This window comes from Methylobacterium sp. Leaf399 (assembly GCF_001424525.1).
In the GTDB taxonomy this organism is placed as follows: Bacteria; Pseudomonadota; Alphaproteobacteria; order Rhizobiales; family Beijerinckiaceae; genus Methylobacterium.
Map to the genome: position 1 here is coordinate 125,069 of NZ_LMQK01000031.1, position 26,991 is coordinate 152,059.

Sequence of the window (26,991 nt, forward strand, 5' to 3'; positions counted from 1 at the left end):
CCCGGCCACGGGTCAGGCGTCGACGGCGCGAAAGCTGCGGCCCGGGATCACCACGTCCGGTTCCCGGCGCTTGCGGTCGCGACCCGCGCCCAGGAACAGCGCGATGAGGGCGCCGAGCAGCACGCCGACCCCGAGGGCGAGGGGCAGGACCACCTTGGGGGAGGGCGGCCAGCTGCGCACCCGCGCCGGCGTCGCCGACGAGATGATGCGCACGTTCGCGTTGTTGAGCCGCTCCTGTTCGTTGGTCTCGCGCGAGCGCCGCAGGAAGGTTTCGTAGACCGCCTTGCGCGCGTCGAGCTCACGCTCCAGTTCGCGCAGGCCCACGTTGGCGCGGTCGTTGGCGGCGGTCTCGGCCTTGGCGCCCTCCAGGCTCTTGCGGATGGCGGCCTCGCTCGCCGCGGAGCGGTCGTAGTCCTTCTTGGACGTGTCGATGATCCGCTCCTTCTCGCGCTGGATCAGGCGCTGGAGGTCGCGCTGCTGGGCGTATTGCTCGGCCATGGCCGGGTGGCGCTCGCCGAGTCGGGTCGCGAGCTCGGCGGTGGTGCGCGAGAGCGTCGCGTATTGCTGGCGCAGGTTCTGCATTTCGGTGGATTGCAGCATCTCGGGCAGGGCGGTCCCGGCCTCGCCGGCCCGCATCCGCTTGGCCTGGTCGAGGCGCTCGCGGGCCTCGGCGGTGCGGATCGAGGCGGTGACGAGCTGCTGGTTGAGGTCGCCGAGCTGCTGGTCGCTCAGCAGCCGGCCGCTGGTGCTCACGAGCTTGTTGTCCTGGCGATAGCGCACGACCTTGCGCTCGGCCTCCTCCACCGCCTGGCGCAGGGCGGCGAGCCGGCCGGTGAGCGATTCCGAGGCGCGCCGGGCGATGTCGGTGCGCGCGGCGGCTTCCTCCGCGAAGAAGGCGTCGCCCATGGCGTTGGCGATCCGGGCAGACTTTTCGGGCTCCTGCGTCTCGACGATGACGTCGATGACGAAGGTCCGTTCGGGCCGGCGCACGGTGGTCTTCAGCCGAAGGGAATCGAGGGCGATGTTGACCGGATCGCTGCCGCCCGGCGGCGGCTCCATGCCGAGCACCTGCTTGACGCTGTTGACCAGCGGGCTGGTGGAGGGCGGCCGTAGGAACTCGTCGTCGGAGGCCAGGTCGAGCTTGCGCACGACGCGCAGCAGGACGTTGTCCGACTGGATCACCCGCACCTGACTCTCGGCGAGCGAGACGCCGCTGTCGGCCTGTGGCGTGCGGTTGCTGATGTCGTTGTCGAGCACCCGCAGGTCCGCGGGGTCCACCAGGATCTGGATGCCGGAGGCGTAGCGGGGCGCCAGCATCGTCAGGGCGGCCACCGCCACGGCGACCATGAACAAGGCCGTCAGCACGATGAAGCCGAAACCCTGGCGCAGGCGCCGCAGGATCGCCCGGCCGTCGAGGCCGGGCTCGGCCGGCGCCGCCATGGTCACCGGTTCGCCCCTGACGTCGTTTCCGAAATCGAACATCTGCCGTGGTCCCCGAACGCTACGCCGCCACTCTCCACAAGACGCAGGATCGTGCCGTTTCGGCACGATCGGCCCTGCCGACGCCAGTTGCACACGAAAATTCGCATCGGGCGTGCCATGGTTTTCGTGCCGGCCTTCCGCTCTCGCCCCGTCGGACAGGAGCGGCGACAATCGCCGGCCGGTCAACGCGTGCGTCTACCGAGATCGCGATCCCCGGTGCATGACCGGCGGCGGACCCGCCGCAGGGCCGTCGCGGGATGCGGCTGCGGCCTTTTCACGATCAGGGCCCGACCACCGCCTCCGGATCGTCCGCGTAGGCCTCGACGCCGCGAACCAGGAAGGCCCGGAAGCGTTCGGCGTCGGCGCCGGCTAGGGCGTTCCAGCGGGCGACGTTAGGTCTGGCGCGGGCCGCCAGCTCGCCGAGCCGCCCTGTCCGGACCGCCTCGATCAGGGTCGCGGCCGCCTTGCCCGGATCGTCCGGAGCGATGAAGAGGCCGGAGGAACCCAGCACCTCGGCGAAGACCTCGCCCTCGGGCGCCACCACCGGCATGCCGCCATGCTGGAGTTCGAGCAGCGGCAGGCCGAGACCTTCGGCGCGTGACGTCGAGATCAGGAGGTGGCAGCGCCCGGCCAGCGCCTTCAACCCGGCATCGTCGAGATAGCCGTGCAGGGTGAGGAAGGGAGGCGGATCGGCGAGGAAGGCATGCTGCCCCCAACCGGTCCGGCCGACGACGTGAAGCTCGGCCGGCATGCCGGCGGCGTTGAGGGCGGCGACGATGGCGATGGCCGCCGGGTAGTCCTTGCGTGGTTCGATGGTTCCCACCGCCAGCAGGCGCAGGGGATCGCCGGGCCGATGGACCGCCGGGCCGCTCATGTCGGCGAGGCCGAAGACGTCGCGCACCGGCGGCCGCAGCAGGGCGACCAGGGCATCGTCCCGGCAGAAGGCGCGCAGGGCGGCGCCGGTGGTACGCGAGATGACGAGGAACCGCTGCCCGAAGCGCGCCGCGAAGCGGAAGCTCGGCGCCATGTAGACGCGGCTCTTCCAGTTCAATTCCTGCGGCCGCGTGATGAGAAAGGTGTCGTAGACGTAGGTGATGCACCGTTCGCCGAGGAGCACGCTGAGGGGGCCGGGCGGGAAGCCGGGGAAGACGAAGAGCGCCGACCGGTCGGCGAGGCCCAGGGCCGGCAGCCCGACCTGCTGCCAGGCGACGAGGCTGGCGAGCCCGCTGCTCCTGATCTCGCGCACCTCGTGCGGCGCCAGGGTCTGCGAGGACACGAGCTCCATCGCCACCCGCTCGATGCCGGTGACGTGGCCGCGCAGGTGGGTCTGGTCGACATAGATCCGCCTGCGATCGGATGCGCTGGTCATCGGGACGTCCCGTTCAGGCGGCGCCGGGCGAGGCTGGCAAGGTGGAGGAAGCGCCGGAGCCACGGCGGCATTCCCCGCCCCAATACGGCGTGCTTGGCCCGGCGCAGGTATCGCGTGGCGGCACCACTGTCGGCGGGCACCGTTCCCGTCTCCCCCGGATGGCGGCGTGCGGCGAAGGCGTAATACCCCAGGAGATCCGGCGACAGCCGGACGCGGCCGCCGAGGGCGCTCGAGGCCGCGAAACCCTCCCGCCGGGCCACGTCGTCGAAGCGCAGGGCCGCCGCCGCGTAGCTGTTGCGGTTCTCCAGCGCGATGCGGCCCCAGGCGCCGAGATCGCGGCGCAGGCCGGCATCGTCGATCAGCCGCGCGAGCAGGGCCGCGAGCGCCATCGGGTCGGTGGGGGCGAGGAGGCCCGAGACGCCGTCGATGACGGCGGTGGTGAGGCCGCAGGAGCGGTAGGCGACCGTCGGCGTTCCGCACAGCCCGGCTTCGATCGGCGTCTGGCCGAGGGTCTCGGTCTGGCTGGCGGTGAGGTAGACGTCGCAGGCGCGGTACCAATCGGCCAGCACCGCCTCGTCGCCGATCGGCCCGGTGCTGATGAGATCGGGCAGGCCGAACACGGACGGATCGTCGAGCCGCCCGGCCGCCACGAAGCGGATGCCCGGCCTCGCCACGCGACGGAAAATCGCCACCAGATCGGCAAAGCCCTTGCCCGGTGCATCCACGATCACCGCCCCGAACATCACGATGACGTCGTCCGGCGGCAGGCCGAGCCGGCGCCGCAGGTCGGCGCGGTCGCCGGGGCGAAAGACGCCTGTGGGGAAGGCGAGGTCGATCTGGGCGATCCGCGTCGAGGCCGGCGCGAGATCGCGCGCCGCCTCTCGCGTCCAGGCGGAATTGGCCAGGAGCAGGGGCGCGCCGGCCTCCACCAGCACGTCACGCTTGTCGGCATGCGCACGCGCGATCCGGCTCGGGGCCAACTGGGGATAATAGTCCGGTGACGGGCAGGCGGCGCTGCATCCGCTCGCGATGATCGCGCACCCTTTGGGAAAGGCGCAGCGGCCGGTGAGTGGAAACAGGTCGTGCAGGACGGCGACGACCGGCAGGTGCTTCCCCAGGCGGGCGAGGACGCGGGTGCTGCGGGTGGTGCCGTGGAGGTTGCCGGCGAGGACGAGGTCGTGGCCGCCCGCGAGGATCGCCTGTTCAGAGCGTGGAAAGGCGTCCGTCCATTCGGCGGCGGCCGGCGGCGATTCGTCGGCGAGCCTGACGTGGGCGATGCGGTGGCCCGCCAGGCTCAGCGCCTCCGCGAGGCGGCGATGTGCGATGCCGGCGCCGGCCGTGTAGCCGATGTCGGTGAGCGAGACGATCGACAGGCCGGCGGCCGGCGGGTGCGCCCCATGGGCCTCGGCGTCGACCCGCTGCAGCACCACCGGCCTGCCGACCCGCGCGAGGCGGGCGCCGTTAGCGGCCATGCGCCGCCAGAGGTCCGCCATCGGCTGCGTGCCGGACAGGTCGAGGCCGCCGGCCCGTTCAATGGCGCGCCGGTCGAGGAGCCATTCTCCGAAGCCGGGTGGGGCGGCGTCCAGTATCGCCGGGGCGGTCGCGCCGATTCGGCCGGGGGGATGGGCGACGACGTCGATGGCGAGGACCGCACGGTCGTAGAGGACCCGCAGGCCGGTCACCACCTGCGCACCCGTCATGGCCGCTTCGAACGCCATCGCCGCCACGGCATCCGGTGCGAGGAGGTCGCCCGCGCGCAGCACGATCACCGCATCGGCATCACGGCCCGCGACCGAGCGTTCGAATGTCGAGGGGCTCGCCGCGGCGATCCGATGGTCGAGTGCCGGGTAGGTCTGGCGGTGGATCGCGGCCAGTGTCGCCGCAAGGTCGGTGGCGTCGCCCCCTTCCAGGACGATGACGGTGACCGAAGGCCAGGGACTACCGTCGGGAAGGGCAAGGGGCAGAGGCGGTGAGGGTTCGGCGTCGAAGGGCCACCCGGCGACGCCGTGCGCCGCCTCGCCGAACCGCGCCGTTCCAGGGTCCGGGACCGTCGCCAGCACGTATCCCGCCAAACGGCCGAGTGCGTCAGAACCGTGTCCGGCTCGCCCAAGGCATTCGGCGACGATGGAAACGGTATGCGGGAAAATTGGTCGGAGTGATAGGATTCGAACCTACGACCCCCACGTCCCGAACGTGGTGCGCTACCAGACTGCGCTACACTCCGACAGCCGGCGTTGCCGCCGACGCCCGGAGCTATAGCGACCCCGGTCGGTCGCCGCAAGCGGATCGTTGCGGTCGTCCCGACTGTCGTCGCCGCGGCCTCACCAGCGCGCCCGCGCCCAACCGGGCTCCAGATGCAGCACCTCGCAGGCGGTATCGGGCGCCGCGATGGCGACGGCGCCGACATGGCCGGGAGCCGGTGCGAGGCGGTGCAGGCTCCAGGTCCGCCCCGCCGTCGCATCCCCATCGATGGAGACGACCCGTGCCGGTGCGGGAGGGATCGTCACGGCGAACCGGTCGAGTCGCATCGACAGGCCGGCGCCGGTGGCCTTCACGAAGGCTTCCTTGCACGTCCAGCATGCGAAGAAGGCGCCGGGAAGGGCCTCCGATGTGCAGCCTTCGAGGGTCTGGATTTCGCTCGGCGCGAAATGAGCGCGCGCGACGCGCAAGGTGTCCGCGATCGGACGAGCGACTTCCACGTCGACGCCGATCGCGCCCTGGCGCGAGACGCCGATCAGGGCGAAATCGCCGGAGTGCGACAGGTTGAAGTCGAGCCGGTCCCGCCCGCGGGGCTTCAGCTCCGGCTTTCCGTTCGGCCCGGCCGCGAAGTCCAGATCAGCGGGATCGATGCCCAGGGCGCGCCCGAGAACGAGCCGTACCGCGAGATGACTGCCGAGGAAGCGGCGGCGGTCGGCCGGCCTCAGGAAGCGGTCGGCCCGCGCGATTTCGTCCGGCGACAGGATGGCGTTGACGGCCGCAGGCCCCAGGTGCTCACGGGAGAGGTCGACGACCCAGACGCCGCTTGCCACGTCGTCCGCCGTCTTCGCGACCCGCATCTCAGGGCAAGGCCGGACCTGCCGAGGTCCCGACCTTCTGGCGGCCACGATCGAATGGCGCGGGCGACCGGTCCGGTCGCCGCACTGTCAGGTGTGCGTGTTCCAATCCGATTGCCGCCAAGCCGCTTGCGCCGACGACGACCGTCCGAGGAAGAGCCACGCCAGATACGCACATTCGGATGCTGCCACGACGCCGTAAACCAGGCCGCAGAAAGCCGGCCACCCCATGTCGCAAGGGACCGACACGGCGACGACCACGGGGGCCAGGAAGGTGCCGACGATCAAGAGGATCGGCGTCCAGGAAGGGGAGTGATCGGTCATGGTGAACCCGCGTCGAAGGGCGCCCAGGTTTCACGGGTCCGTCGCAGGCGTACACCCCACGGCGTCCGCTAAATCCGATTTTCGTCAAACGCGGACGGCGCTGTCATAAAATTGCAACGCGGCGTTCCGGCGGGGGGCGCTGCCAGACGTCAGCCGTAGACGTTGCCGCCCGTCTGCGGGAAACGCTCCGCCAAAGCGCGGCGCAGCTTCTCCAACGCGCGGTTCTCGATCTGCCGAACCCGCTCCTTGGAGATGCCGAGGCGCTGGCCCAGGGCCTCGAGGGTCGCCTGGTCTTCCGCGAGCCGGCGCTCCCGAAGGATGCGCAGTTCGCGCTCCGACAGGACGGCGAGGGCTTCGTTCAGCCACGTCAGGCGCCGTTCGCCGTCGACGGATTCGGAGACGGTCTGGTCGGGCAAGTCGGCCCCGTCGACGAGGAAGTCCATCCGTTCGGAGGAGGTCTCACCCTCGTCGCCGATGGGGGCGTTCAACGACATGTCAGGACCGGACAGCCTCGCGTCCATCAGGGCTACGTCCTCGCGGGACACGCCGATGGCGGTGGCGATGCGCCGATGGATCTCGTCGCCCACATGCTCCTCGGTGGACTGCATGAGACGGGCACGCAGGCGTCGCAGGTTGAAGAACAGGGCCTTCTGCGCCGAACTCGTGCCGCCGCGGACGATCGACCAGTTGCGCAGGATGTAATCCTGGATCGATGCACGGATCCACCATGTGGCATAGGTGGAGAACCGTACCTCGCGCTCCGGCTCGAACCGGGCGGCGGCCTCCATCAACCCGACGTGACCTTCCTGGACGAGGTCGGCCATCGGCAATCCGTAGTGGCGGAAGCGGCCGGCGATGGCGATGACGAGCCGCATGTGGGCGGAGATGAGGCGGTGCAGGGCCTGTTCGTTGCGGCTGTCCTTCCACGCGACGGCGAGGCCGCGTTCCTCGTCGCGGGCGAGGAAGGGGGCCTCCATCGCGGTACGAATGAACTGCCGACGTATCCCAGCGATATCCGCCATGCCCGCCTCCGCGTTTCCTGCATCGAGCGCGTCTGTCGCGGCCACCGGGGTTTCCCGGGCGAACAGACGACGACCTTCAGACCTTTGTCAGGCCTGCGACAACCTAGGGCGGGAGCCATGGTTCCGGGCGTCTCGCCGACGGGGCATGATGACGCGGGACCGTGCGATGAAAAAAGCCCGATGCTCGCGCACCGGGCTGTGTCGAATTCGAACCGTCGGACGACGGGGGGATGCCGGGATTTTCAGACCCTATCGTTCGCCCGATGCTCGCCGGGGGGACCCTCAGGCGGCTTCTTCCTGGACGTCTTCCTCGGGCTCGGCCTCACCCTTGGCGCGACGGGGTGATTTCGCCAGGCTCTGCTCGATCAGCTTGAGGGCCTCGGTCTCGGTGACCCGGTTCACGGCCGAAATCTCCCGCACGATCCGGTCGAGGGCCGCCTCGTAGAGCTGCCTCTCGCTGTAGGATTGCTCGGGCTGAGCCTCGGACCGGAACAGGTCGCGCACGACCTCGGTCACCGACAGGAGATCGCCGGAATTGATCTTGGCCTCGTACTCCTGGGCGCGGCGCGACCACATCGTCCGCTTGATCCGGGCGCGGCCCGTCAGCACGTCGAGGGCCTTCTTCACCAGTTCCGGCTCGGCCAGCTTGCGCATGCCGACGCTGTTGGCCTTGGCGGTCGGGACGCGCAGGACCATCTTGTCCTTCTCGAAGGAGACCACGAACAGCTCGAGCTTGTATCCGGCGATCTCCTGCTCCTCGATCGCCGTGATGCGACCGACACCGTGAGCCGGATAAACCACCGCTTCTCCCGTCTTGAAGCCTTGGCGGCCAGCCGTCGTCTTCTTAGCTGTGGTCATGCGAGAAGCGCCTCCAGAACATCACGCGGTATGAAAAACCCGCGCTGCAACGTGTCGCCCGGGGTGGGTCACCCGGTCTGAGCCCCTACCCGCCGGCCCTCTGCGAGTCTCGCAGGAGGCCACCGGGTTTCCCTGGGCTTGCCGTCGATCGGACTTCACGAATGAAGGACCGTGAGAGGCGCCGGGGCGATCCTCACAGTCGATCGCATGCAATATCCGTTTCCCAACACGACGTTGGAAGCCACCAGGAGCGGTCGGAGAAAGCACGTCAGGCGCGAACGACGGCAGGCACACCGTGTACCACAAACGGCATGGCAAATCAAAGGATTGCCGGAGCGTGTTCAGGCGGGGCGGTGGGAAACGGGCAGGATTTCGCGCTTCGGTCCTGCACGCACCCGCAGCATCACCGGCCGCTATCCGCGAGCGCACGAGGGCCGGCAGCGCGGTCGACGGATCGTCATCGCGGTCGCCAACAGGGCGAGCGCGAGGGTTGCCTCAATCGCCCGTGCCGGGATTGGCGGAGAAATGCGCGTCGAACTTGCCGGCGATGCCGTCCCACTCCTTGGCGTCGCCCGGAGCGTCCTTCTTCTGGGTGATGTTGGGCCAGCTCTTGGCGTAGTCGGCGTTGACCTTCAGCCAACTCTCGAGGCTCGGTTCCGTGTCGGGCTTGATCGCCTCGGCGGGACATTCCGGCTCGCAGACGCCGCAATCGATGCATTCGTCCGGATGAATGACGAGCATGTTCTCGCCTTCATAGAAGCAATCGACCGGACAGACCTCGACGCAGTCCATGTACTTGCACTTGATGCAGTTCTCGGTGACGACGTAGGTCATTGAGCCTTCAGTCCTCGATCCGGTGGCCCGGAGCCCTCAAGTCGCCTCGGACTTGGTCACGGGATGGTGCGTCAGCGATCTTGCATGACGGTTAACGGGTTCGGCCGAGGGATGCCCGTTTTCGGCTTTCCTTCGGCAGCCAGGGCTCTAGACGCTGCCAAACGACGTGACAAGCGCCGGGTCGGCGCAGGTCCCGGTCCGTACGCTCCCTCGGTACTCCCACATCACGCGTTGGTCGCCGGATCGGAGGCGCCTGCGGACAGGTCGTCGTAGAGGAGGCGCGCCTCCGGGGCCGGCCCGCGCCGGTCCCCGAGATCGCGGATCCTGACCGTCGCGGTGGCATGGGCGGCCGCCACGGTGAGGACGTCGCCACAAGCCACGGCCCGCGACGTGCTCTGCGCCCGTACGCCGTTGACCCGGACGAAGCCGTCGGTGACGAGGCGTGCGGCCAAGGCGCGGGACTTGGCGAACCGCGCGAACCAGAGCCACTTGTCGAGCCGCTGCCGGTCGGCCTTCATCGCCCGCCGCGATCGCCTAACGCTTGCCGCCGTCTCCCGCCTCGAGCTGCGCCTTGAGGGCGGCGAGCTTGGCGAAGGGCGAATCCGGGTCCGGGGCCCGCTCGCGCCGGGCCGGCCGCTGGTCCTCGCGCGGGGGTGCGTTTCGCGGCTCGTCGCGGCGCTCGGGGCGGGTGCGGCCCGGCTCGAAACGCTCGCGGCGCTGCGGCCGGCCGCCCTCGGGCCGGGCTTCGCGGCCTTCCGCGCCGAGGCGGGGTGCCTCGCCCGAGCGGTTGCGCCGGTTGTCGGGAGCGCCGGCCGCGCCGGGGCGGCGATCCTGCTGGCCGCGGTCGTCCTGACGGCCGGCCCCTGGGCCCCGACCGGCCGAGGCCGGCGCATCGCGTCCGCCACGGGGCCGGTTCTGGCGCGGGTTGGGATTGCGCTGCTGGCGCTGGAGACGCCAGACCTCGGTCACCACGCCTTCCGCAGCGGGCTCTTCCGCTTCGGCGGGAGCCTCGACCGATTCCGACGAGGCATCCCCGGCGACCACGTCGACATCGCCGGCAATCGCAGCCGCATCGGCCACCGGCTCGGGCGTCTCCTGCTCGACGGTGTCCTGCTCGGCGGTCTCCTGCCCGGCCGCCGCATCGTCCGATGCGACTTCGGCGCTTGTCTCGGCGACGGCCTCTTCGACCGCGGCCGGCGTCTCGTCGGGCAGGACGGAATCGGGGGTCGAGCCCGGAACGACCTGCGAGCCGGCCTCGGCGATCTCTTCTGGCGCGGTGATTACTTCAGGCGCGAAGGTTTCTTCGGCCTCGGCGATCGCTTCGGGCGCGGCGACCGAATCCGGCTCCACCGGCATCTCCTCGACGGTCCCGCCCGCTTCCGCGTCGGGGGCGGTCGGCTCGGGGGCGCTCTCGCCGTCCTGTGCCGCCGCGGCGATATCGCCATCGCGGGGCTCGTCGCCGGCTTCGGCCGCGGCGGCCGGCGAGATCGGCTTCGTGGCCGCCGCCGGGATCAGCGGCACGGTGATCGCCGTACCCGGTCGGGTTTCGGGCGCGTAGCCCAGTGACTTCAGGATCGACGCGAAATCCTCGCCCGAGCAGCCGACCAGGGAGGTCATGCCCACCGTCGGCACGAAGGTATCCTCGTCGGCCGCCCCCGCCGGCGCGTCGCCCGCCGTGGTGCCGGGCCGGTAGGCGATGGCCGGGCGGATCAGGTCGGCCAAGCGCTCGAGGATGTCGACGCGCACGGCCCGTTCGCCGCAGACCCGGAAGCCGGCGGCGCGGTAGAGCCCCTTGGCGATCTCGGGGTCGACCTTGATCGAGGTGCGGCCGGAGCCGGCCAGATGCGCGATCTCGTCGAGGCCGCGCTGGTCGAGGCCGCCGTTCTTGAGGGCCCAGAGCTGGGCCGCGAGGGTGCGCGGCGCCGGCTTGAGGAGGGCCGGCAGGAAGATGTGGTAGGCGCCGAACCGGACGCCATGACGGCGCAGGGCGCCGCGGCCGTCCTGGTCGAGGCTGCGCATCTCGTGCATCACCTTCGACCGCTCGAGGACGCCGAGCGCCTCGACCACCTGGTAGCCGATGCCCTTGGACAGGCCGACGAGGTCGGCCGCGGTCTCGATCTCCATCAGCGGCCCGAGCAGGCGCACGACATGCGCCTTGAGCCAGGCGGTGAGCCGTGCCTCGACCTTGTCGCGGGCGGGGCCGGTGAGCTGCTCGTCGGCCAGGAGGCGGATGTGCGGCTCGAACAGCTTGTCGCCGGGCGTCAGCTTGGCGACGGGGTCGCCGGTCCAGCGGATCACGCCGTCGTGCGACAGCACGACGACGGAATCGGCCGCCGCCGAGAACCGCTCGGCCCGCGCCTCGATCTCGCCGGCCAGGGCCTTCTCGGCGGCACTGCGCAAGGTCTTGGCCTCATGGCCCTCCGCGCCCGGATCGGGCACGAACTGGAAGCCATGCAGGTGGCCGACATGCTGCCCCTCGACGGTGACATCGCCGCCGGCGGTGATCTCAGCTTCCAACATCGTCTTCTCTCTGAGGCGCCGCATCAGGACGCTGGTGCGCCTGTCGACGAAACGGCTCGCAAGGCGCTCGTGCAGGGCATCGGACAGCCTGTCCTCTACCCGACGCGTCTCGCCCTGCCAATGCAGGGGATCGCGAAGCCAGTCGGGGCGATTCGCGACGAAGGTCCAGGTCCTCCCCTGCGCGATCCGCTGGGACAGCGCGTCGATGTCGCCGTCGATGCGGTCGATCATGGCGACGTGCTTGGCGAACCAGTCGTCGGGGATGCGCCCGGCCATCCCCCGCATGAGGAAGCGGTAGAGCTGGGCCACGAGGTCGGCGTGGGTCTGGGGATGGACCTTGCGGTAGTCGGGCACGCCGCAGGTGTCCCACAGCCGCTGCACCGCCGCCCGTCCCTGCGCGAGGTCGCGGATGTCGTCCTCGCGCATCAGGATTTCCAGGGCCGACTGGTCCTCGCCCATGGGCGCGCGGGTCAGGCCCTTTTCGTGCGGATGCTCGTCGAGGCTTTCCTGCAGGGCCTTGAGAGAATCGAAGGCGAGGTCCGGGTTGCGCCATTGCAGGACGCGCAGGGGCTCGAAGCTGTGGCTCTCCAGGGCCTCGACCATCTCGGGCTCGAAACCCGGGCAGCGGCCGGTGGACCCGAAGGTGCCGTCCGACAGGTGGCGCCCGGCCCGTCCGGCGATCTGGCCCATCTCGGGGGGCGTCAGCTTGCGGAAGCGGGTGCCGTCGTACTTCCAATTGGCGGCGAAGGCGACGTGGTCGACATCGAGGTTGAGGCCCATGCCGACCGCGTCGGTGGCCACGAGGTAGTCCACGTCGCCGGACTGGTAGAGCTCCACCTGGCTGTTGCGGGTGCGCGGCGACAGGGCGCCGAGCACCACCGCCGCCCCGCCGCGCTGGCGCCGGATCAGCTCGGCGATGGCGTAGACCTCCTCGGCCGAGAAGGCGACGATGGCGGTGCGTCGTGGCAGGCGCGAGAGCTTCTTGTCGCCCGCGAAGGTGAGTTTCGACAGGCGCGGCCGGGTCGTGGTCTCGATGCCGGGGATCAGCGACTGCACCAGCGGCAGCATGGTGGACGAGCCGATCAGCAGGGTCTCGTCGCGGCCGCGCTGGTGCAGCAGGCGGTCGGTGAAGACGTGGCCGCGGTCCATGTCGGCGGCGAGCTGGATCTCGTCGATGGCGACGAAGGCGAGGTCGAGGTCGCGCGGCATCGCCTCGATGGTGCAGATCCAGTAGCGCGGCCGGTCCGGCTTGATCTTCTCCTCGCCGGTGACGAGGGCGACCTTGTCGACCCCCACCCGTGCCACGACGCGCAGGTACACCTCCCGCGCCAGCAGCCGCAGCGGCAGGCCGATCATGCCGGTCTGATGCGCCAGCATCCGCTCGATGGCCAGATGCGTCTTGCCGGTATTGGTCGGCCCGAGCACCGCCGTGACGCCGCGCGAGCGGGCCTGCGGGGGGAGGGAACGGCGGGTCATCGTGAGGGAGCGGTCCCTTGGGGCGAAGAGGCCGTCGGCGCGGGAGATCGAGGATCGCGCGAGGAAACGACGAGGGTCAGTCGCTCCGATACCGTGGCGCGGAACGCCACGCCGGAGCGCGATCACCTTCATATGGGGCGCGACCCCGCCCGGCGCCAACCATGCCGTCGTCGCGGCCGGGGTCGCCCAGGCCCGGCACGTCCCCCAGGCCCGGTACGCCGTAGATCTCGATCCGGGTCGAGCCGGCGCGGGGCGCTACGTCGGCGCAGAGGGTGTCGGGGACGGTGGTGAGCGGCCCGCGCCGCGGCGGCCGGCCCTCGATCACCTGCGCGGAGGAATAGGCGTCCCCGCCACAGGAGGATCCGGACTCGAGCACCTCCGCCAGGGCCGGCCCGGTCAGGAGCGTGGCCAGGATCGCCCGGAGCGCCAGAATTGCCGGGGACGCGATGCCGCGCATCCGCCCTATCGTCCGTCGAGGCTCGCGACCGCGCCCGAGCCCGGAGTGGCGGCGGTGGTGGCGCCGCCGCTGCGCACCCAGCGGGTCGCCTCGATGATGTTGGTGCCGATGGTGGTGCGCACCGCGATCCGCACCGGCAGCAGCACGCGGGTGCCGTCCACGGGCGCCAACCACACCGACATGTCGCGGTTGTCCTCCATGAACTTCACGCCCGGCCGGTCGGGCCGATGGCCGGCGATGGGCTGGTAGCGGGCGTTGCAGACCAGCACCGGGCCGGAATAGCCGGGCTTTTCGACCATGCGGGTCTCGCCGTAGCTGAGGGTCACGTTGAAGCGGGTGGCACCGTCGAACACCGGCAGGGTGCGGTTGCAGTTCTCGGGGTCGGTGAGGGCGCCCTTGCCGATGGCCGGCATCATCAGGGCGCTGGCGGGGTCGATCACGCCCTTGCGGTTGGCGGCGGTGATCGGCACGCGGTCGCCGAGGTCGACGAGCGGCGGCGTGATCTCGGCCTGGGTGACGTTGCCGCCGGCCAGCGCCATCCGCACGGCGATGCCGGCGTTCGACGTCTTGGTGGCGATGGCGAAGGTGCTCGGCTGAGGTGCGGCGGTGATGAGGCCGCTGGCGCGGGCCGAACCCATGCCGCCGGTGACCGCGCCGACGAGGCCGGTGAGACGCGCCGACACGTCCATCCGGTAGCGGGTGCCCTCGAACGAGCCGGAGACCTGCGCGGTCCCGATCGGGATGCCCGCGAGGTTGACGCCGTACTCGACGGTGACGAGGGCGGGGCTGGCCTTCGGCTTCGCGTGGGCGGGGACGGCAGCGACCGTCGTGGCTGCGAGGGCGGTGATGAGAAGGCGCGTGGCGCTCATGGGCTCAGGAACTCGGGTTCTCGCGAGGCCGCGCGACGTCGCATGCGTGCCGCCGGACGGGCCGACCTGACCCGACGCTCGCATCGTCGCCCGTTGATGGTTAACACATCGTTCGAGCGTGTCGCCACGGCCGGGCGCCGCCCGCAGGAGAATGGGGTGAAAGCCGATCGTCGATGATACGGGGCGCGAAGAAATACGGGGCGCGAAGAGATACGGGGCGCGAAGAGCGCCCCGCGCAGCGGGCTTGTGGAGGACATCCCTCCTGCAAGGCGTCGAGCGAAGCGAATGCCGAGGCCGCGGATGCGGGCGAGGGCGCCTGAGGCCTCCCCGACGATCACGGGGCACCGGGGTCACCCGATGGCCCTGATCGACCTATCGTCAGCCTTGACGGATACCCTCCCCAGCCCCTATAGCCTCGCGCCTCCAATGACAGCGCCGGTCGATCGGATCGGGCGTGCGTGAGGCTTTCGTTCGCGGTGCGGGGACAGCCTCCCGCCGAGCCGGCCGGCCTTCGCGAAACGAAAACGGGATTTTTGACCATGTCGCGCCGTTGCGAACTCACGGGCAAAGCCGTGCAGACCGGCCACCTCGTGAGCCACTCGAACCGCAAGACCAAGTGCCGGTTCCTGCCGAACCTGTGCCAGGTCACGCTGCAGTCGGACGCCCTCAAGCGCCGGGTGCGCCTGCGCGTCACGGCCCACGCCCTGCGCTCGGTGGAGCACCGCGGCGGCCTCGACGCCTTCCTCATCAAGGCCCGCGAGATCGAGCTGTCGCAGGCCGCCCGCCTCATCAAGCGCGAGCTGCAAAAGAAGCTCGCCGAGGTCGAGACCCCGGTCGCCGCCTGATCGGCGACGCGTCGGCACGTCGAAGCGCGTGCCGGCCCCAAGGATCGGATCCCAAGGATCGGATCGAGGTCGTGTCCATCGAAAAGACCGCTTCGCGCCTGACGCGCGCAGCGGTCTTTTCGCGTTTTCCCTCCGGCGTCAGCGAGTGACACCTGACCGGCATCGTCGCCCTCATCGTGCCGATCTTCGGGATCGTGCTCCTCGGCTGGGCGGCGGCCCTGGCCGGGGTCCTGTCCGAACGGGTGAGCGACGGACTCTCGGAATACGTCTTCGCCCTCGCGGTGCCCGCCCTGATCCTCGATACCCTGACGCGGCCGGGGCTCTCGGGGGAGATCACCCCGAGCTACTGGATCAGCTACTTCGGCGGGGCGGCGGTGGCCTGGGCGATCGGCTCGCTGATCGCGCGGCGACGCGGGGGCATCGACCGGCGCGGCGCCGTCCTGCACGGCTTCGCCTCCAGCCAGTCGAACACGGTCTTCGTCGGCGTGCCGATGATCCTGCAGGCCTACGGCGAGGCCGGAGCCTTCCCGCTGTTCATGCTGCTCGCCGTGCATCTGCCGCTGATGATGGGTGCCGCGACCTTCCTCATCGAGGCTGACGGGGACAAGTCGTTCCTGGCGCGCCTGCGCGGGCTGGCGTGGGTGCTGGTGCGCAACCCGATCATCGTCGCTTTGGTGCTCGGGCTCACCTTGCGCCAGTTCGCAATCGTCCCGTCCGGGCCGGCCAAGCAACTCATCGACGCCGTGGCCGGCACGGCGTCGGTCTGCGCCCTCATCGCGCTGGGGGCGGGCCTGCGCCGTTACCGCCTCGTCCACGACCTGCCCGGCGCCCTGTCGATCGCGACGCTCAAGCTCGGCATCCATCCCCTGGTGGTCTGGGTGCTCGCCTTCCACGTCTTCACCATGCCGCCGGCCTATGCCGGCGTGGCGGTGCTGTTCGCGGCGATGCCGGTGGGCATCAACGCCTACCTGCTGGCCAACCGCTACGACACCGAGAAGGGTCCTATCGCCGCCGCGATCCTCGCCTCGACCCTGCTGGCGATCCTCTCGACCGCCGGCTGGCTATGGGTGCTGGGGCGGGTGTAGGCCCGTCAGCGACGGCCGCCGCCCTTCCGGACCGGGCGGCCGGTGCCGTTCGCGTCCTCCTCGAACAATTCCGCCAGCTTTTCGGTCATGGCGCCGCCCAAGTCCTCCGCGTCGATGATCGTCACGGCGCGGCGATAGTAGCGCGTCACGTCGTGGCCGATGCCAATGGCCAGGAGCTCCACCGGGGAGCGGGTCTCGATATCCTCGATCATCCAGCGCAGGTGGCGTTCGAGGTAGTTGCCGGGGTTCACCGACAGGGTCGAATCGTCCACCGGGGCGCCGTCGGAGATCACCATTAGGATCTTGCGCTGCTCGGTGCGGGCGAGCAGCCGCTTGTGCGCCCAGTCCAGTGCCTCGCCGTCGATGTTCTCCTTGAGCAGGCCCTCGCGCATCATCAGGCCGAGGTTCTTTCGCGCGCGGCGCCAGGGGGCGTCCGCCGACTTGTAGACGATGTGGCGCAGGTCGTTGAGGCGGCCGGGCGTGTTGGGCTTGCCGGCCGAGAGCCACGCCTCGCGCGACTGCCCACCCTTCCAGGCGCGGGTGGTGAAGCCCAGGATCTCGACCTTGACGCCGCAGCGCTCCAGCGTGCGGGCCAGGATGTCGGCGCAGGTCGCCGCCACGGTGATCGGGCGCCCGCGCATCGAACCGGAATTGTCGAGGAGCAGCGTGACGACCGTGTCGCGAAAGTTGGTGTCCTTCTCCTGCTTGAAGGAGAGCGGCTGGAACGGGTCGGTGACCACGCGCACGAGCCGGGCCGGGTCGAGCTGACCCTCCTCGAGGTCGAAGTCCCAGGCGCGGTTCTGCTGGGCGAGCAGCCGGCGCTGCAGGCGGTTGGCGAGGCGCCCGACGACGCCCTGGAGATGGGCGAGCTGCTTGTCGAGGTAGCTGCGCAGGCGCGCCAGCTCCTCGCCGTCGCAGAGATCCTCGGCGTGGATGATCTCGTCGAAGCGGGGGTTGAACACCTTGTAGTCGGGGCCGCGTGCCTCGTTCACCTTGGTGGGCGGCGGCCGCCATGACTCGGAGGCTTCCTCCGATTCCGCGTCCTCGGCCTCGTCGGGCAGTTCGCCCGATGGCGCGTCGGCGGATTCGGTGGCGCCCTCCTGGAGGTCGTCGGAGGCCTCCTCCGAGGAATCCATCTCGGCCTTGTCGCCCTGCGACTGCTCCTCGGCATCCCCGTCGCTGGGCTGCTGCTCGTCGTCCTGCGAATCGTTGTCGTCGTCGTTGTCGTCGTCGTCCGGATCGAGGGGGGTCTCGTCGGCCAGGTCGAGGGAGGACAGTAGTTCGCGCACGGTGCGGGCGAAATGGCGCTGGTTCTCGATCGACCCGAGCAGGCCGTCGAGGTTCGTGCCGGCCTTGCCCTCGATGTGCTCGCGCCACAGCTCGACGATCTTGCGCGCGGCGAGGGGCGGCGCCTGTCCGGTGAGGCGTTCGCGCACCATCAGGGCGACGGCGTCCTCCATCGGTGCGTCGGCGCGGTCGGTGATGTCCTCGTATTTGCCGCCGCGGTGATAGCGGTCCTCCAGCATCGCCGAGATGTTGCTGGCGACCCCCGACATCCGCCGCGAGCCGATCGCCTCGACGCGGGCCTGCTCGACCGCATCGTAGACAGCCCGCGCCGCCGCGTTCTCGGGGGCGAGACGGCGATGGACGCCGACGTCGTGGCAGCCGAGCCGGAGCGCCATGGAATCGGCGTTGCCGCGCAGGATCGCCACGTCCCCGGGCGTCAGTTTTCGCGGCGGCTCGGGCAGGCGGGCCTTGTCGCCGGTGAGCGCCGGCCGGTCGCTGGCATAGGTCACCTCGACCTCGGCGCGCTTGGCGATGGCGCGCAGGCAGCCGGCCACCGAACGCTTCAGGGGCTCGGAGACGGGCTCGCGGCGGTCACCGGTCTTGCGGTTGGAGATGGACATTCTTCAGGGTGATTCCGGTTCGAGCGCCTATGCCTCGGCCAAAGAGAATGGCCGCGAGGTGATCGCGTCCCAGTCGTAGGGGCACGGATCGGGAAGGGTATCCAAATCGCGTTTCATCTCGCGAGCCGCGCGCACCCGGCCGAGGTCGAAACCATCCTCGACCGCTTCGGCGATGCGGGGCCTCAACCCGGGATTCTTGCGAAGGACCTTGTCGACGCGCTTGCGCTGCTCGATGATCGTGAGGACCCAGCTCCGACTGCGCCGTTCCGGCTGATGGTCCCATTTCAGCATGTGCATCAAGAGGACTTCGAGGGCGCTTTCGAGACGATCGTATTGCTCGGCACCCACGTCGTTGAGCTCCTCCGCAATGTTCGCGACGTCGATCGTCTCGACCGCACCGGCCCGGAGCAGGGCGACCTGCTCCTGAACCCAGGTAAAGAGGTCGTCCTCGTGGCGCGTCCGCCCTCCGGAGGGGCTCGCTCCATCGGTAAGCGGCGCGCCTTTCAGAGCCGGCTCACCCATCGCGTCCTCCTATCGTCGTCAGCTCAAGGCCACGTTCGCCGCGCTCTCGGGCAATTCCTTGCCGAAGGCGCGCTGGTAGAACTCCGCCACTAGGGTGCGCTCGAGCTCGTCGCACTTGTTGAGGAAGGTGACGCGGAACGCGAACCCGACATCGGCGAAGATCTCGGCGTTCTCGGCCCAGGTGATCACGGTGCGCGGGCTCATGACGGTGGACAGGTCGCCGTTCATGAAGGCGTTGCGGGTGAGGTCGGCGACGCGGACCATCCGGTTGACGATGTCGCGGCCGCCGTCGCGCTGGTAGTGCTGTGCCTTCGACAGGACGATGTCGACCTCGCGGTCGTGGGCGAGATAGTTCAGCGTCGTGACGATCGACCAGCGGTCCATCTGGCCCTGGTTGATCTGCTGCGTGCCGTGATAGAGGCCGGAGGTGTCGCCCAGGCCCACCGTGTTGGCGGTGGCGAACAGCCGGAAGGCCGGATGAGGGCGGATGACCCGCTTCTGGTCGAGCAGCGTCAGGCGGCCCGAGACCTCGAGCACCCGCTGGATCACGAACATCACGTCGGGCCGGCCGGCGTCGTACTCGTCGAACACCAGCGCGACGTTGTTCTGCAACGCCCAGGGCAGGATGCCGTCCTGGAAGGCGGTGATCTGCTTGCCCTCCTTCACGACGATCGCGTCCTTGCCGACGAGGTCGATGCGGGAGACGTGGCTGTCGAGGTTGATCCGGATGCAGGGCCAGTTCAGGCGCGCGGCCACCTGCTCGATGTGGGTCGACTTGCCGGTGCCGTGATAGCCGGTGACCATGACGCGGCGGTTGCGCGCGAAGCCCGCCAGGATCGCCAGGGTGGTCTCGCGGTCGAACAGGTAGTCCGGGTCGAGGTCGGGCACGTGCTCGTCGGTCTGCGAGAAGGCCGGGACCTTGAGGTCGATGTCGATGCCGAACACGTCGCGGACCGAGACGGTCCGGTCGGGGAGCGAGGCGGGCGTGTCGTCAGAGAGCATACGTGACCTCGTCGGGGCGGGGCCGGCCCTCGGGCTCGGTCCTCGCAGGGTGTGTCTCGGGCGGGGTGCCGCATCCGCGGATGAGCGGCGCGGCATGTCCCTTCACCACGGCCGGCGTCTGACGCCAAGACTGCGAACGAAGGGATCGTTCATCGCATATAGGGCCCGTCGGGCAAATTACCGTACCCGGCCCGGAAAACGGCGGGCGTGCATCGATCGTGCCGGGACGGTCCGACCGGTCAGCACAGGCCGGCCGCGCGCAGGGTGTCATGCGCCTTGATGATGTCGCGCAGCCTCTCCTCGAACGACCGGTCGCCGCCGTTGGCGTCCGGGTGGAAGCGCTTCACCAGCACCTTGTACTGCGCCTTGATGGCGGCGGTATCGGCTCCCTCGTCGAGCCCGAGCACGTCGAGGGCGCGCAGGACCTTGGCGGAATGGCGCGGTCGCATCGGTTCGGGCGCGGCGCGCCGGGTCTTGGCGCCGACGCCTTCCGACCGCAGGACCCCGAGGGGGTCGACGTAGGCCCAATCGCGGCTCGCCTCGGGCGCGTCGGTCTTGCCGGCGCGGGTGGCGGGGTTGACCCCCATCGCCCAGGTCGGGCGATGGCCGATGACCGCGTCCTTCTGATAGGCCTGGACCGCGGCGTCGTTCATGCCGTCGAAATAATTGTACGTCGCGTTGTAGGCGCGCACGTGGTCGATGCAGAAGCGCCAGTACTGGCCTTCCGCCTTGCGCCCCTTGGGGGCGCGATAGAGCCCGGCGTTCTGGCAGCCGGGCGTTTCGCACGACCCGGCGGCGGCCGCCTTGGGCTCGTCGCAGGTCGGCTTGATGCGGATACGGTCGAACAGGCGCGAGTTGAGATCCATGACAAGGCGATTATGAGGGGGGCGCCCGGGGACACAAGGGCGCCGGGCCTGATGACGCATGCCGACATCGGGGGTTGACGCCGGTAAGCCGGTGCGGGGACCGAAAAGAGGGTGACGATGGCCGAGACAGAAACGCTGAAGGCGTGGATCGCCCGGACGCTGGAGGCGTCGCTGACGCCGGTGAGCCTCGACGTCGTCGACGAATCCCATCTCCACGCCGGCCACGGCGGCTGGCGGGAGGCGGGTGAGACCCACTTCCGGCTCGACGTGGTCTCCGCGGCCTTCGAGGGTAAGAGCCGGGTCGAGCGTCATCGCCTCGTCAACGCCCTCCTGGAGCCCGCCTTCCAGCGCGGGCTGCACGCCCTGGCCGTGCGCGCCCGCACGCCGGCCGACGCCGCCTGAACCAGCGGGGGAGTGCCGATGGTCCTGCAATGCACCCCCCACATCGCCATCGACGAGGCGGAGCTGGAGGAGACCTTCGTCCGCGCCTCCGGCCCCGGCGGCCAGAACGTCAACAAGCTCTCCACCGCCGTGCAACTGCGCTTCGATGCCCGCCGCTCGAGCTCCCTGCCGGACGCGGTGGCCGTGCGCCTGATGCGGCTGGCCGGGCGGCGCCTGACGGTGGACGGCGTCATCGTCATCAGCGCCCAAAGGTTCCGGACGCAGGACCGCAACCGCGCCGACGCCCGCGAGCGCCTCGCCGAACTCGTGGCCGAGGCGGCGGTGCCGCCGACGCCGCGCCGGGCCACCCGCCCGACGCTGGCGTCGAAGAAGCGGCGCCTCGACGACAAGTCGAAGCGCAGCGCCACCAAACGCCTGCGCGGCGAGGCCGGCGGCGACTGAGGCTCCGATCAGGGGCGGCGTCCCGGCGAGCCGTGGACTTCGACGTCGTAGGGCTTGTCGAGGGCGGGGGCGCCGACCGGCGGAGCGCTGGCCGGGGCATCCGGCGCGGGGGCCGAGGCGCTCGTCACGTAGGCGCTGCCGGGCTTTGCCAGCGTCATGACCAGGGCGATGACGGCCAGCACGCCCGCCAGGGCGGCCGGGACCAGGAAGGCGTCCTCGCCGTAGCGGTTCTGAAGGACGCCACCGACCACCGCGCCGGCGCTCAGGGCACCCCACAACGGCGCCTGGATCCAGAACGAGGGGGCCGGCTTGTGCAGGAGCAGGTTGGCGAGCCCCGTCCCGAACCGCACCACCGCGCCGGTGACGTAGGTGAGGGCCAGGCTGCGGCCGGCCTCGTCCTGCAGGGTCGCGTTCTGGAGGCCGAGCGCCAGGACGATCGGGTAGGCGTGCAGCGGCCAGGCGAAGGTGCCGTAGGGCATCACGAGGCCCGCGGTGAGCAGAAGGGCCTGCAGCGACAGGAGCACCGCCAGGCGCCATTGGCCGACCCAGGCCGCGATCAGGGTCCCGGCGAAGGCCCCGAAGCAGAAGATCAGGATCACGGACGCGACGCGGGCGGTGCTCTCCCAGTCGCCGAGGCTGACCGACACCCCGAACCGGGTGGTGTTGCCGCTCATGAACGACATGAAGAGCTGCGAGTATTCGAGGAACCCGATGGAGTCGGCGCAGCCCGCCAGGCCCGAGAGGGCGAGCGCGAGGGGAATCCGCGTCTTGCCGCTGGCGGGAAACGACTTGTTGTTCTGGTCTGCCATCCGGTGCTCCAAAAATGTCCCGGGGTGCCGCCGGCCCCGGATCCGCTCGATCGACAACGGCAGGGGCCGAAAGGCCGTATGGCCGTCCTGCCCCCTTCCCCGGCGACGAACCGGGCTGCGAGCGGGGGAGGCATCGGCCGGCCGACGCGGGCCAGCTTAGCAACAGAGATACCGCAAACCGGTTGCATCACGCAGGGCGCGGACCGTCGCGAGCGGGGGGGAGCGAACTCCTCGTCCCCACGCCCTCGGCCGATCGGGTTAGGCCGCATGCCGAGCGACCGCGGGAGCGAGCGCCCGTCAACGGTCTGGTAGGGATCGTCGTACCTGCTAGAGCGAAGGCACCGAGGGTTGCACGGCAAGGCGCTGGCCGACCCTCATCCGAGACATCGTCCTGCGCGTACGGCCGCGCGGCACTTTCCCGGCACGACGAGGCCGTCCGGGCACCGGGGAACGACAGTGACATGAAAGCCGCCGGGCATTCTGCGGCATCCGCCGACGCCGTGCCGAGCCGGACGCCCCTGTCCGCCCGGTTCGGGATCCGGACGCGGTTGGCTCTCTTGGTGGCCGCCACGCTCGTGCCGCTGTCGGCCGTCCAGCTCAACGAGCTGTACCAGCAGCGCCGGCAACGCATCGCCGCGGCGGTCGACCGGGTCCACGAGGCGGCCCAGGACGGAGTCGAGCGCTACCGCGACACCATCGACGAGGCGCGGACCACCCTCGGCCTGCTGTCGCGGGTGCCGGCGGTGGTCGAACGGGATGCGGCCACCTGCAAGACCTTCCTCGATCGGGTCCGCCTCGATCGACCGTGGGCCTCGGCCTTCTTCCTCGTCGACTCCGCAGGGCGCATCACCTGTTCGACGGTGGAAGGAACGCTGGGCCTCGATGTGTCGCAGCGCGCCTGGTATCTCAAGACGATGGCCGCGGGCGCCTTCAGCGTCAGCGACTTCTACGTCACCCTCTCCCGCAAGGCTCCCACCGTGGCCGCGGCCCTGCCGGTCGCCGCCGCTGTCGCCGGGGAGAGACCGCGGACGGTCATGGCCACGCTGGACCTGAACTGGTTCGACGACCTGGCCAAGGCGGTGGGCCAGAAGAACGACGCCACCGTCCTCCTGGTGGACGGCAGCGGACGCGGCCTCGCCCGCTACCCCTCGCTGCCCGGGATCGTCGGCCAGGACCTGTCCGGCTTCGACAACGTCAGGGCGGCCCTCGCCGTCGAGAACGGCCGTTACGAAGGGCGCGACATCCGCGGGACCGAACGCGTCTTCGGCCACAGCCGCCTGCCGGGAACCGACGCCCGCCTGATGGTCGGGCTCAGCCGGGCGACGGTCCTGGCGCCGATCGACGCGCAGCTCGTGCGCGGCGGCCTGCTGCTGCTGGCGATCTCCACCATCCTCGCAGGGGTGATCTGGCTCGCCGGCAAACGCATCTTCGTGGCGCCCCTGGTGCAGGCCTCGCAGGCCCTCAAGGACAGCGAAGCGTTCCTGCGCGGCGTCATCGATGGCTCCGGCGACTGCATCGAGGTGATCGACGCCAACGGCAACCTGGAGTTCGTCAGTCGCAACGGCCTGCGCGTCATGGAGGTCGACGATCCCGCCGCGATCCTGTGCAAGCCGTACCTCGACCTGTGGCCGGAGGCGATGCACGACGCGGTCCGGGCCAAGCTCGCAGAGGCGCGCGCCACCGGGTCGGCACGGATCGAGGGCGAGACCGTGACGGCCAAGGGCAATCCGCTCCACGTGGAGGTGCTGATCACTCCGATCGTCGATGGGAACCGCCCCACCGATCGCCTCGTGGCGATCGCCCGCGACATCACCCATCTCAAGGCGGCCGAGCGGACCGCGCGGGAGGCCGAGCGTGCCGTCCGCGAGAGCAAGGCACGCTATCGGCTGCTGGCCGACCACAGCACCGACATGATCACCCATATGGACCTGACGGGGCGGCGCCTGTTCGTCTCGCCGGGCTCGCGCGATCTCCTGGGCTACGAACCCGACGACCTCGTCGGCACGAGCCCGCAGCAGATGGTCCATCCCGACGATGTCGAGGGGCTGTCGGGCGTTTTCGCCGAACTGGCCTCCGGTGCCAGGGACCGGGTGGTGAACACCAACCGCCTCCGCCACCGGTCGGGCGAATGGGTCTGGGTCGAGGCCTCGATCAAGCTTTTGCGCGACGAGGCCGGAGCGCCGGCCGGTCTCATCGCTTCGGTCCGCAACATCATGGACCGCAAGCGCAGCGACGACGCCCTGCGCGAGAGCGAGGGGCGCTACCGCTTGCTCGCCGAGACGACGAGCGACGTGATCACCCGGATCGACGGCGATCTCCGGCGTCAATACATCTCGCCGTCGTGCGTCGCGCTGTTCGGCTGCGGCGCCGACGAACTGACCGGCGTCGACGTTCTGGAGGGCATCCACCCCGACGATCGCCAGGCGGTGCGCGACGGCGCCGGGCGCCTGTTCGCCGGAGCCGTGCCGGAAGACCGCGACGCGATCACCTATCGCATCCGGCACAAGGACGGGCACTGGGTCTGGGTCGAGAACCTCGTCAAGCTCGTGCGGGACGAGGCGACAGGGGCGCCGCAGGGCCTGGTCTGCTCCCTGCGCGACGTCTCTGACCGGCACAGGCAGGGCGAGGAACTGCGCCTCGCCAAGGAGATGGCGGAGCTCGCGCGCGCCCACGCCGATACCGCCAACGAGGCCAAGACCGACTTCCTGGCCTCGATGAGCCACGAGATCCGCACGCCGCTCAACGCGATCATCGGCTTCAGCGGTCTCATCCTCGACAAGCGCGAGTCCCTGCCCGACGATGTCCGCCGCCATGCCGAACTGGTGCAATCCTCGGGCGCGGCCCTGTTGACCGTGGTCAACGACATCCTCGACTTCTCGAAGGTCGAGGCCGGGGCGGTCGAGCTCGATCCCCGGCCGTTTCCCCTGCGCGCCCTCGTCGACAATTGCCTGTCGATCACCCGGGGCGCCCGGCGCGGTGGCGACGTCGAGATCACGGTCGACCTCGATCGGGGCCTGCCGCGCGTCCTGGTGGGCGACGAGGCCCGCCTGCGCCAGATCCTGCTCAACCTCCTCAACAACGCCCTGAAGTTCACGAAGGAGGGCTATGTCGCCCTCGTGGTTCGGCACGAGGCGAGTCTGGCCACCGGCGAGCGCCTGCGCTTTGCCGTCACCGATACCGGCATCGGCATCCCCAGGGACAAGCAGGCGCGGCTGTTCAAGCGCTTCAGCCAGGCCGACAGTTCGATCAAGCGCGACTTCGGCGGCACCGGCCTCGGCCTCGCCATCTGCCGGCGCCTCGTGGAGCTGATGGGCGGCGAGATCGGGGTGTTCTCGCAGGAGGGGCGGGGCTCGACCTTCTGGTTCACGGTGACGCTGCCGCGCGGGCGCCTCGACCTCGGCGCGGGCCCGACCGCGGGCGAGGCCGGCGCGACGCCGCGCAGGACCGGACGCCTCCTTCTGGTCGAGGACGTGGAGATCAACCAGGAGCTCGCCCGGGTGATCATCGAGGCGGCCGGCCATACCCTCGACGTGGTCGGCGACGGTGCCGCCGCCCTCGTCGCGGTGCAGGACAACGACTACGACCTCGTGCTGATGGACGTGCAGATGCCGGGCATGGACGGCATGACGGCGACCAAGCTCATCCGCCGGATGGCCGGGCCCGGGCCGAGGCTGCCGATCGTTGCGATGACCGCCAACGTGCTGCCCGAGCAGATCCGCCGCTTCCGCGAGGCCGGGATGGACGACCACGTCGGCAAGCCGTTCAGGCGCGACGACCTCTACGCCACCATCGACCGCTGGCTGCGCGATCGCGAGCCCGGCGGCGGTCCGGGTCCCGCCGCGCCCGTCGCGAGCGCCTCACGGGCGTGAGGCCGCGCCGGGATCGGGGCGCCGGAGCACGACGACGCGGCCGGGCACGTCGGCGTCGCTTTCGCGCCGGATCGCGGCCTCCTCCGCGAGGCGCAGATCGAGACCGGCCGCCGCGATGGCCTGCGACAGCGCGCCCTCGCCGTGGGCGTAGCGCCCATCCTGCCCCAGCTCGACACCCGGGCCGGGGGGCGACTGGACGGTGAAGGCGGCGTAGCCCCCCACCCGCAGGACTCGGGCGATGGCGCAGAGGACCGCTGCCAGATCGCCGACGTAGATGAAGACGTCCGCCGATACGACGAGGTCGAAGGCACCCGCCGGTTCGGTGGCGAGAAAGCTGCGCAGGTCCCCGGCCACCAGCCGGCGATAGCGCCCGGCGCGCTCGGCGTGTGCCAGCATCCCCGGCGAGAGGTCGACGCCGGTGAGATGCGCGACCCGGCCGCCGAGGGCCTCGCCCACCAGCCCGGTGCCGCAGCCGAGGTCGAGTGCGACCGCGAACGGGGCCGCCGCCCCGGCGGCGCGGTCCAGGGCCGCCACCAGCATGGACGGACCCCGGTAGTGGAGGTCGTCCACGAGGTGGCGCTCGAACCGCGGCGCGTAGCCGTCGAACAGGGCGCGGACGTAGGCCGGGGTGATCGCCTCCATCGCCGCGCCCTCGCCCATCCGCGCGAGGTGGAGGCGGGCGCCCTGCCCATCCTCCGGGTCGAGATCGAGGGCGTTGGCGTAGGCGCGCAGCGCCGCATGGAACGCGCCCTCGTCACCACCCGCCCGATGCTGCGCCTCCCTGGCACGGCCGAGCAGGAACCAGGCGGGCGCAAAGCGCGGCGCCCGTCCCAATGTCTGCTCGGCCATCTCGGCGGCGGCCGCGACGTCGCCCTCCGCGAGGCAGGCGGCACCGTAGCCGTAGCGGCGGTCGGCCAGGAGATCGCCGGACGAGGTCTGTGGGGTCATCGTGCTGGGGTCATGGGTGGGAGGGTCGCGG

The 26,991-nt window shown here is 70.5% G+C and carries 23 protein-coding genes and 1 tRNA gene; 5 read left to right on the forward strand and 19 right to left on the reverse strand.

Annotated features, from left to right (window positions below; translation table 11 throughout):
• Nucleotides 1-12: 12 nt before the first annotated feature.
• The 13 genes from ASG40_RS15625 to ASG40_RS15680 form a co-directional block, all read right to left on the reverse strand.
• Entirely contained in the window at nt 13-1,482 is a 1,470-nt protein-coding gene (locus tag ASG40_RS15625) for a GumC family protein (protein WP_055887787.1), read from the reverse strand.
• Nucleotides 1,483-1,762: 280 nt separating this feature from the next.
• Nucleotides 1,763-2,851, reverse strand: a complete 1,089-nt coding sequence (locus ASG40_RS15630) for a glycosyltransferase (RefSeq protein WP_055887789.1) — start codon at nt 2,849-2,851, stop codon at nt 1,763-1,765.
• Entirely contained in the window at nt 2,848-4,911 is a 2,064-nt protein-coding gene (locus tag ASG40_RS15635; protein ID WP_244480637.1) for a glycosyltransferase, read from the reverse strand. Before ASG40_RS15635 ends, ASG40_RS15630 begins: the two co-directional genes overlap by 4 nt.
• Before the next feature lie 87 nt (nt 4,912-4,998).
• Nucleotides 4,999-5,075 (reverse strand) — tRNA-Pro (locus ASG40_RS15640).
• A gap of 97 nt (nt 5,076-5,172) precedes the next feature.
• Nucleotides 5,173-5,880 carry a 4'-phosphopantetheinyl transferase family protein gene (locus tag ASG40_RS15645; protein WP_244480638.1) on the reverse strand — a complete coding sequence of 236 codons (708 nt, stop codon included), beginning with the start codon at nt 5,878-5,880 and terminating at the stop codon, nt 5,173-5,175.
• Between the two features lie 114 nt (nt 5,881-5,994).
• Nucleotides 5,995-6,228: a hypothetical protein gene (locus tag ASG40_RS21310; RefSeq protein WP_156387758.1), complete on the reverse strand. Its 234-nt coding sequence runs from the start codon at nt 6,226-6,228 to the stop codon at nt 5,995-5,997.
• Nucleotides 6,229-6,377: 149 nt separating this feature from the next.
• Complete coding sequence (locus ASG40_RS15650; protein WP_055887801.1) at nt 6,378-7,250, reverse strand: RNA polymerase factor sigma-32; 873 nt, start codon at nt 7,248-7,250, stop codon at nt 6,378-6,380.
• A 282-nt stretch (nt 7,251-7,532) separates the two neighbouring features.
• Nucleotides 7,533-8,108: a CarD family transcriptional regulator gene (locus ASG40_RS15655; RefSeq protein WP_055887804.1), complete on the reverse strand. Its 576-nt coding sequence runs from the start codon at nt 8,106-8,108 to the stop codon at nt 7,533-7,535.
• Between the two features lie 495 nt (nt 8,109-8,603).
• Nucleotides 8,604-8,942 carry a ferredoxin FdxA gene (gene fdxA / locus ASG40_RS15660; RefSeq protein WP_055887807.1) on the reverse strand — a complete coding sequence of 113 codons (339 nt, stop codon included), beginning with the start codon at nt 8,940-8,942 and terminating at the stop codon, nt 8,604-8,606.
• 224 nt (nt 8,943-9,166) lie between these two features.
• Nucleotides 9,167-9,460 carry an RNA-binding S4 domain-containing protein gene (locus ASG40_RS15665; RefSeq protein WP_055887810.1) on the reverse strand — a complete coding sequence of 98 codons (294 nt, stop codon included), beginning with the start codon at nt 9,458-9,460 and terminating at the stop codon, nt 9,167-9,169.
• Nucleotides 9,461-9,476: 16 nt separating this feature from the next.
• Entirely contained in the window at nt 9,477-12,938 is a 3,462-nt protein-coding gene (locus tag ASG40_RS15670) for a helicase-related protein (RefSeq protein WP_055887813.1), read from the reverse strand.
• A 76-nt stretch (nt 12,939-13,014) separates the two neighbouring features.
• A complete protein-coding gene (locus tag ASG40_RS15675) occupies nt 13,015-13,395 on the reverse strand; it encodes a hypothetical protein (protein ID WP_055887816.1) in 381 nt (126 codons plus the stop codon).
• 5 nt (nt 13,396-13,400) lie between these two features.
• A complete protein-coding gene (locus tag ASG40_RS15680; protein ID WP_055887819.1) occupies nt 13,401-14,264 on the reverse strand; it encodes a DUF3108 domain-containing protein in 864 nt (287 codons plus the stop codon).
• Nucleotides 14,265-14,803: 539 nt separating this feature from the next.
• On the opposite strand from ASG40_RS15680, the gene rpmB reads away from it, so the two are divergent.
• Nucleotides 14,804-15,109 carry a 50S ribosomal protein L28 gene (gene rpmB / locus ASG40_RS15685; protein WP_055887822.1) on the forward strand — a complete coding sequence of 102 codons (306 nt, stop codon included), beginning with the start codon at nt 14,804-14,806 and terminating at the stop codon, nt 15,107-15,109.
• 176 nt (nt 15,110-15,285) lie between these two features.
• Entirely contained in the window at nt 15,286-16,194 is a 909-nt protein-coding gene (locus tag ASG40_RS15690; protein ID WP_443136624.1) for an AEC family transporter, read from the forward strand.
• 5 nt (nt 16,195-16,199) lie between these two features.
• Here ASG40_RS15690 and cobT read toward each other — a convergent pair whose 3' ends face one another.
• From cobT to ASG40_RS15710, 4 genes are all read right to left on the reverse strand, one after another.
• Nucleotides 16,200-18,101: a cobaltochelatase subunit CobT gene (gene cobT / locus ASG40_RS15695; RefSeq protein ID WP_055887829.1), complete on the reverse strand. Its 1,902-nt coding sequence runs from the start codon at nt 18,099-18,101 to the stop codon at nt 16,200-16,202.
• Between the two features lie 27 nt (nt 18,102-18,128).
• Nucleotides 18,129-18,623: a DUF29 domain-containing protein gene (locus ASG40_RS15700; RefSeq protein WP_055887832.1), complete on the reverse strand. Its 495-nt coding sequence runs from the start codon at nt 18,621-18,623 to the stop codon at nt 18,129-18,131.
• Nucleotides 18,624-18,641: 18 nt separating this feature from the next.
• A complete protein-coding gene (gene cobS, locus ASG40_RS15705) occupies nt 18,642-19,625 on the reverse strand; it encodes a cobaltochelatase subunit CobS (RefSeq protein WP_055887835.1) in 984 nt (327 codons plus the stop codon).
• A 239-nt stretch (nt 19,626-19,864) separates the two neighbouring features.
• Nucleotides 19,865-20,491, reverse strand: coding sequence for a J domain-containing protein (locus ASG40_RS15710; RefSeq protein WP_055887838.1), 627 nt, complete (start codon nt 20,489-20,491; stop codon nt 19,865-19,867).
• 117 nt (nt 20,492-20,608) lie between these two features.
• Between ASG40_RS15710 and ASG40_RS15715 the strand changes: the two genes are divergently transcribed.
• Entirely contained in the window at nt 20,609-20,893 is a 285-nt protein-coding gene (locus tag ASG40_RS15715; protein WP_055887842.1) for a BolA family protein, read from the forward strand.
• A gap of 18 nt (nt 20,894-20,911) precedes the next feature.
• On the forward strand, nt 20,912-21,334 hold the full coding sequence (gene arfB / locus ASG40_RS15720) for an alternative ribosome rescue aminoacyl-tRNA hydrolase ArfB (protein ID WP_055887845.1): 423 nt from the start codon (nt 20,912-20,914) through the stop codon (nt 21,332-21,334).
• A gap of 8 nt (nt 21,335-21,342) precedes the next feature.
• Here the strand turns inward: arfB and ASG40_RS15725 are convergent, their stop codons facing one another.
• Nucleotides 21,343-22,143, reverse strand: a complete 801-nt coding sequence (locus ASG40_RS15725; protein ID WP_156387759.1) for a YoaK family protein — start codon at nt 22,141-22,143, stop codon at nt 21,343-21,345.
• A gap of 560 nt (nt 22,144-22,703) precedes the next feature.
• On the opposite strand from ASG40_RS15725, the gene ASG40_RS15730 reads away from it, so the two are divergent.
• Nucleotides 22,704-26,012, forward strand: coding sequence for a PAS domain S-box protein (locus ASG40_RS15730; protein WP_162243327.1), 3,309 nt, complete (start codon nt 22,704-22,706; stop codon nt 26,010-26,012).
• On the opposite strand, the gene ASG40_RS15735 is transcribed toward ASG40_RS15730, so the two are convergent.
• Nucleotides 26,001-26,960: a class I SAM-dependent DNA methyltransferase gene (locus ASG40_RS15735; RefSeq protein ID WP_055887851.1), complete on the reverse strand. Its 960-nt coding sequence runs from the start codon at nt 26,958-26,960 to the stop codon at nt 26,001-26,003. The genes ASG40_RS15730 and ASG40_RS15735 overlap by 12 nt on opposite strands.
• Nucleotides 26,961-26,991 lie beyond the last annotated feature (31 nt).

Excerpts from the sequence above, each read along its gene's own strand:
- ASG40_RS15655 (WP_055887804.1), bottom strand. The coding sequence starts at position 8,108 with ATGACCACAGCTAAGAAGACGACGGCTGGCCGCCAAGGCTTCAAGACG.
- ASG40_RS15675 (WP_055887816.1), bottom strand. The coding sequence starts at position 13,395 with ATGCGCGGCATCGCGTCCCCGGCAATTCTGGCGCTCCGGGCGATCCTG.
- ASG40_RS15625 (WP_055887787.1), bottom strand. The coding sequence starts at position 1,482 with ATGTTCGATTTCGGAAACGACGTCAGGGGCGAACCGGTGACCATGGCG.
- rpmB (WP_055887822.1), top strand. The coding sequence starts at position 14,804 with ATGTCGCGCCGTTGCGAACTCACGGGCAAAGCCGTGCAGACCGGCCAC.
- cobT (WP_055887829.1), bottom strand. The coding sequence starts at position 18,101 with ATGTCCATCTCCAACCGCAAGACCGGTGACCGCCGCGAGCCCGTCTCC.
- arfB (WP_055887845.1), top strand. The coding sequence starts at position 20,912 with ATGGTCCTGCAATGCACCCCCCACATCGCCATCGACGAGGCGGAGCTG.
- ASG40_RS15735 (WP_055887851.1), bottom strand. The coding sequence starts at position 26,960 with ATGACCCCACAGACCTCGTCCGGCGATCTCCTGGCCGACCGCCGCTAC.
- ASG40_RS15710 (WP_055887838.1), bottom strand. The coding sequence starts at position 20,491 with ATGGATCTCAACTCGCGCCTGTTCGACCGTATCCGCATCAAGCCGACC.
- fdxA (WP_055887807.1), bottom strand. The coding sequence starts at position 8,942 with ATGACCTACGTCGTCACCGAGAACTGCATCAAGTGCAAGTACATGGAC.
- ASG40_RS15650 (WP_055887801.1), bottom strand. The coding sequence starts at position 7,250 with ATGGCGGATATCGCTGGGATACGTCGGCAGTTCATTCGTACCGCGATG.
- ASG40_RS21310 (WP_156387758.1), bottom strand. The coding sequence starts at position 6,228 with ATGACCGATCACTCCCCTTCCTGGACGCCGATCCTCTTGATCGTCGGC.
- cobS (WP_055887835.1), bottom strand. The coding sequence starts at position 19,625 with ATGCTCTCTGACGACACGCCCGCCTCGCTCCCCGACCGGACCGTCTCG.
- ASG40_RS15670 (WP_055887813.1), bottom strand. The coding sequence starts at position 12,938 with ATGACCCGCCGTTCCCTCCCCCCGCAGGCCCGCTCGCGCGGCGTCACG.
- ASG40_RS15700 (WP_055887832.1), bottom strand. The coding sequence starts at position 18,623 with ATGGGTGAGCCGGCTCTGAAAGGCGCGCCGCTTACCGATGGAGCGAGC.
- ASG40_RS15680 (WP_055887819.1), bottom strand. The coding sequence starts at position 14,264 with ATGAGCGCCACGCGCCTTCTCATCACCGCCCTCGCAGCCACGACGGTC.
- ASG40_RS15630 (WP_055887789.1), bottom strand. The coding sequence starts at position 2,851 with ATGACCAGCGCATCCGATCGCAGGCGGATCTATGTCGACCAGACCCAC.
- ASG40_RS15715 (WP_055887842.1), top strand. The coding sequence starts at position 20,609 with ATGGCCGAGACAGAAACGCTGAAGGCGTGGATCGCCCGGACGCTGGAG.
- ASG40_RS15725 (WP_156387759.1), bottom strand. The coding sequence starts at position 22,143 with ATGGCAGACCAGAACAACAAGTCGTTTCCCGCCAGCGGCAAGACGCGG.
- ASG40_RS15665 (WP_055887810.1), bottom strand. The coding sequence starts at position 9,460 with ATGAAGGCCGACCGGCAGCGGCTCGACAAGTGGCTCTGGTTCGCGCGG.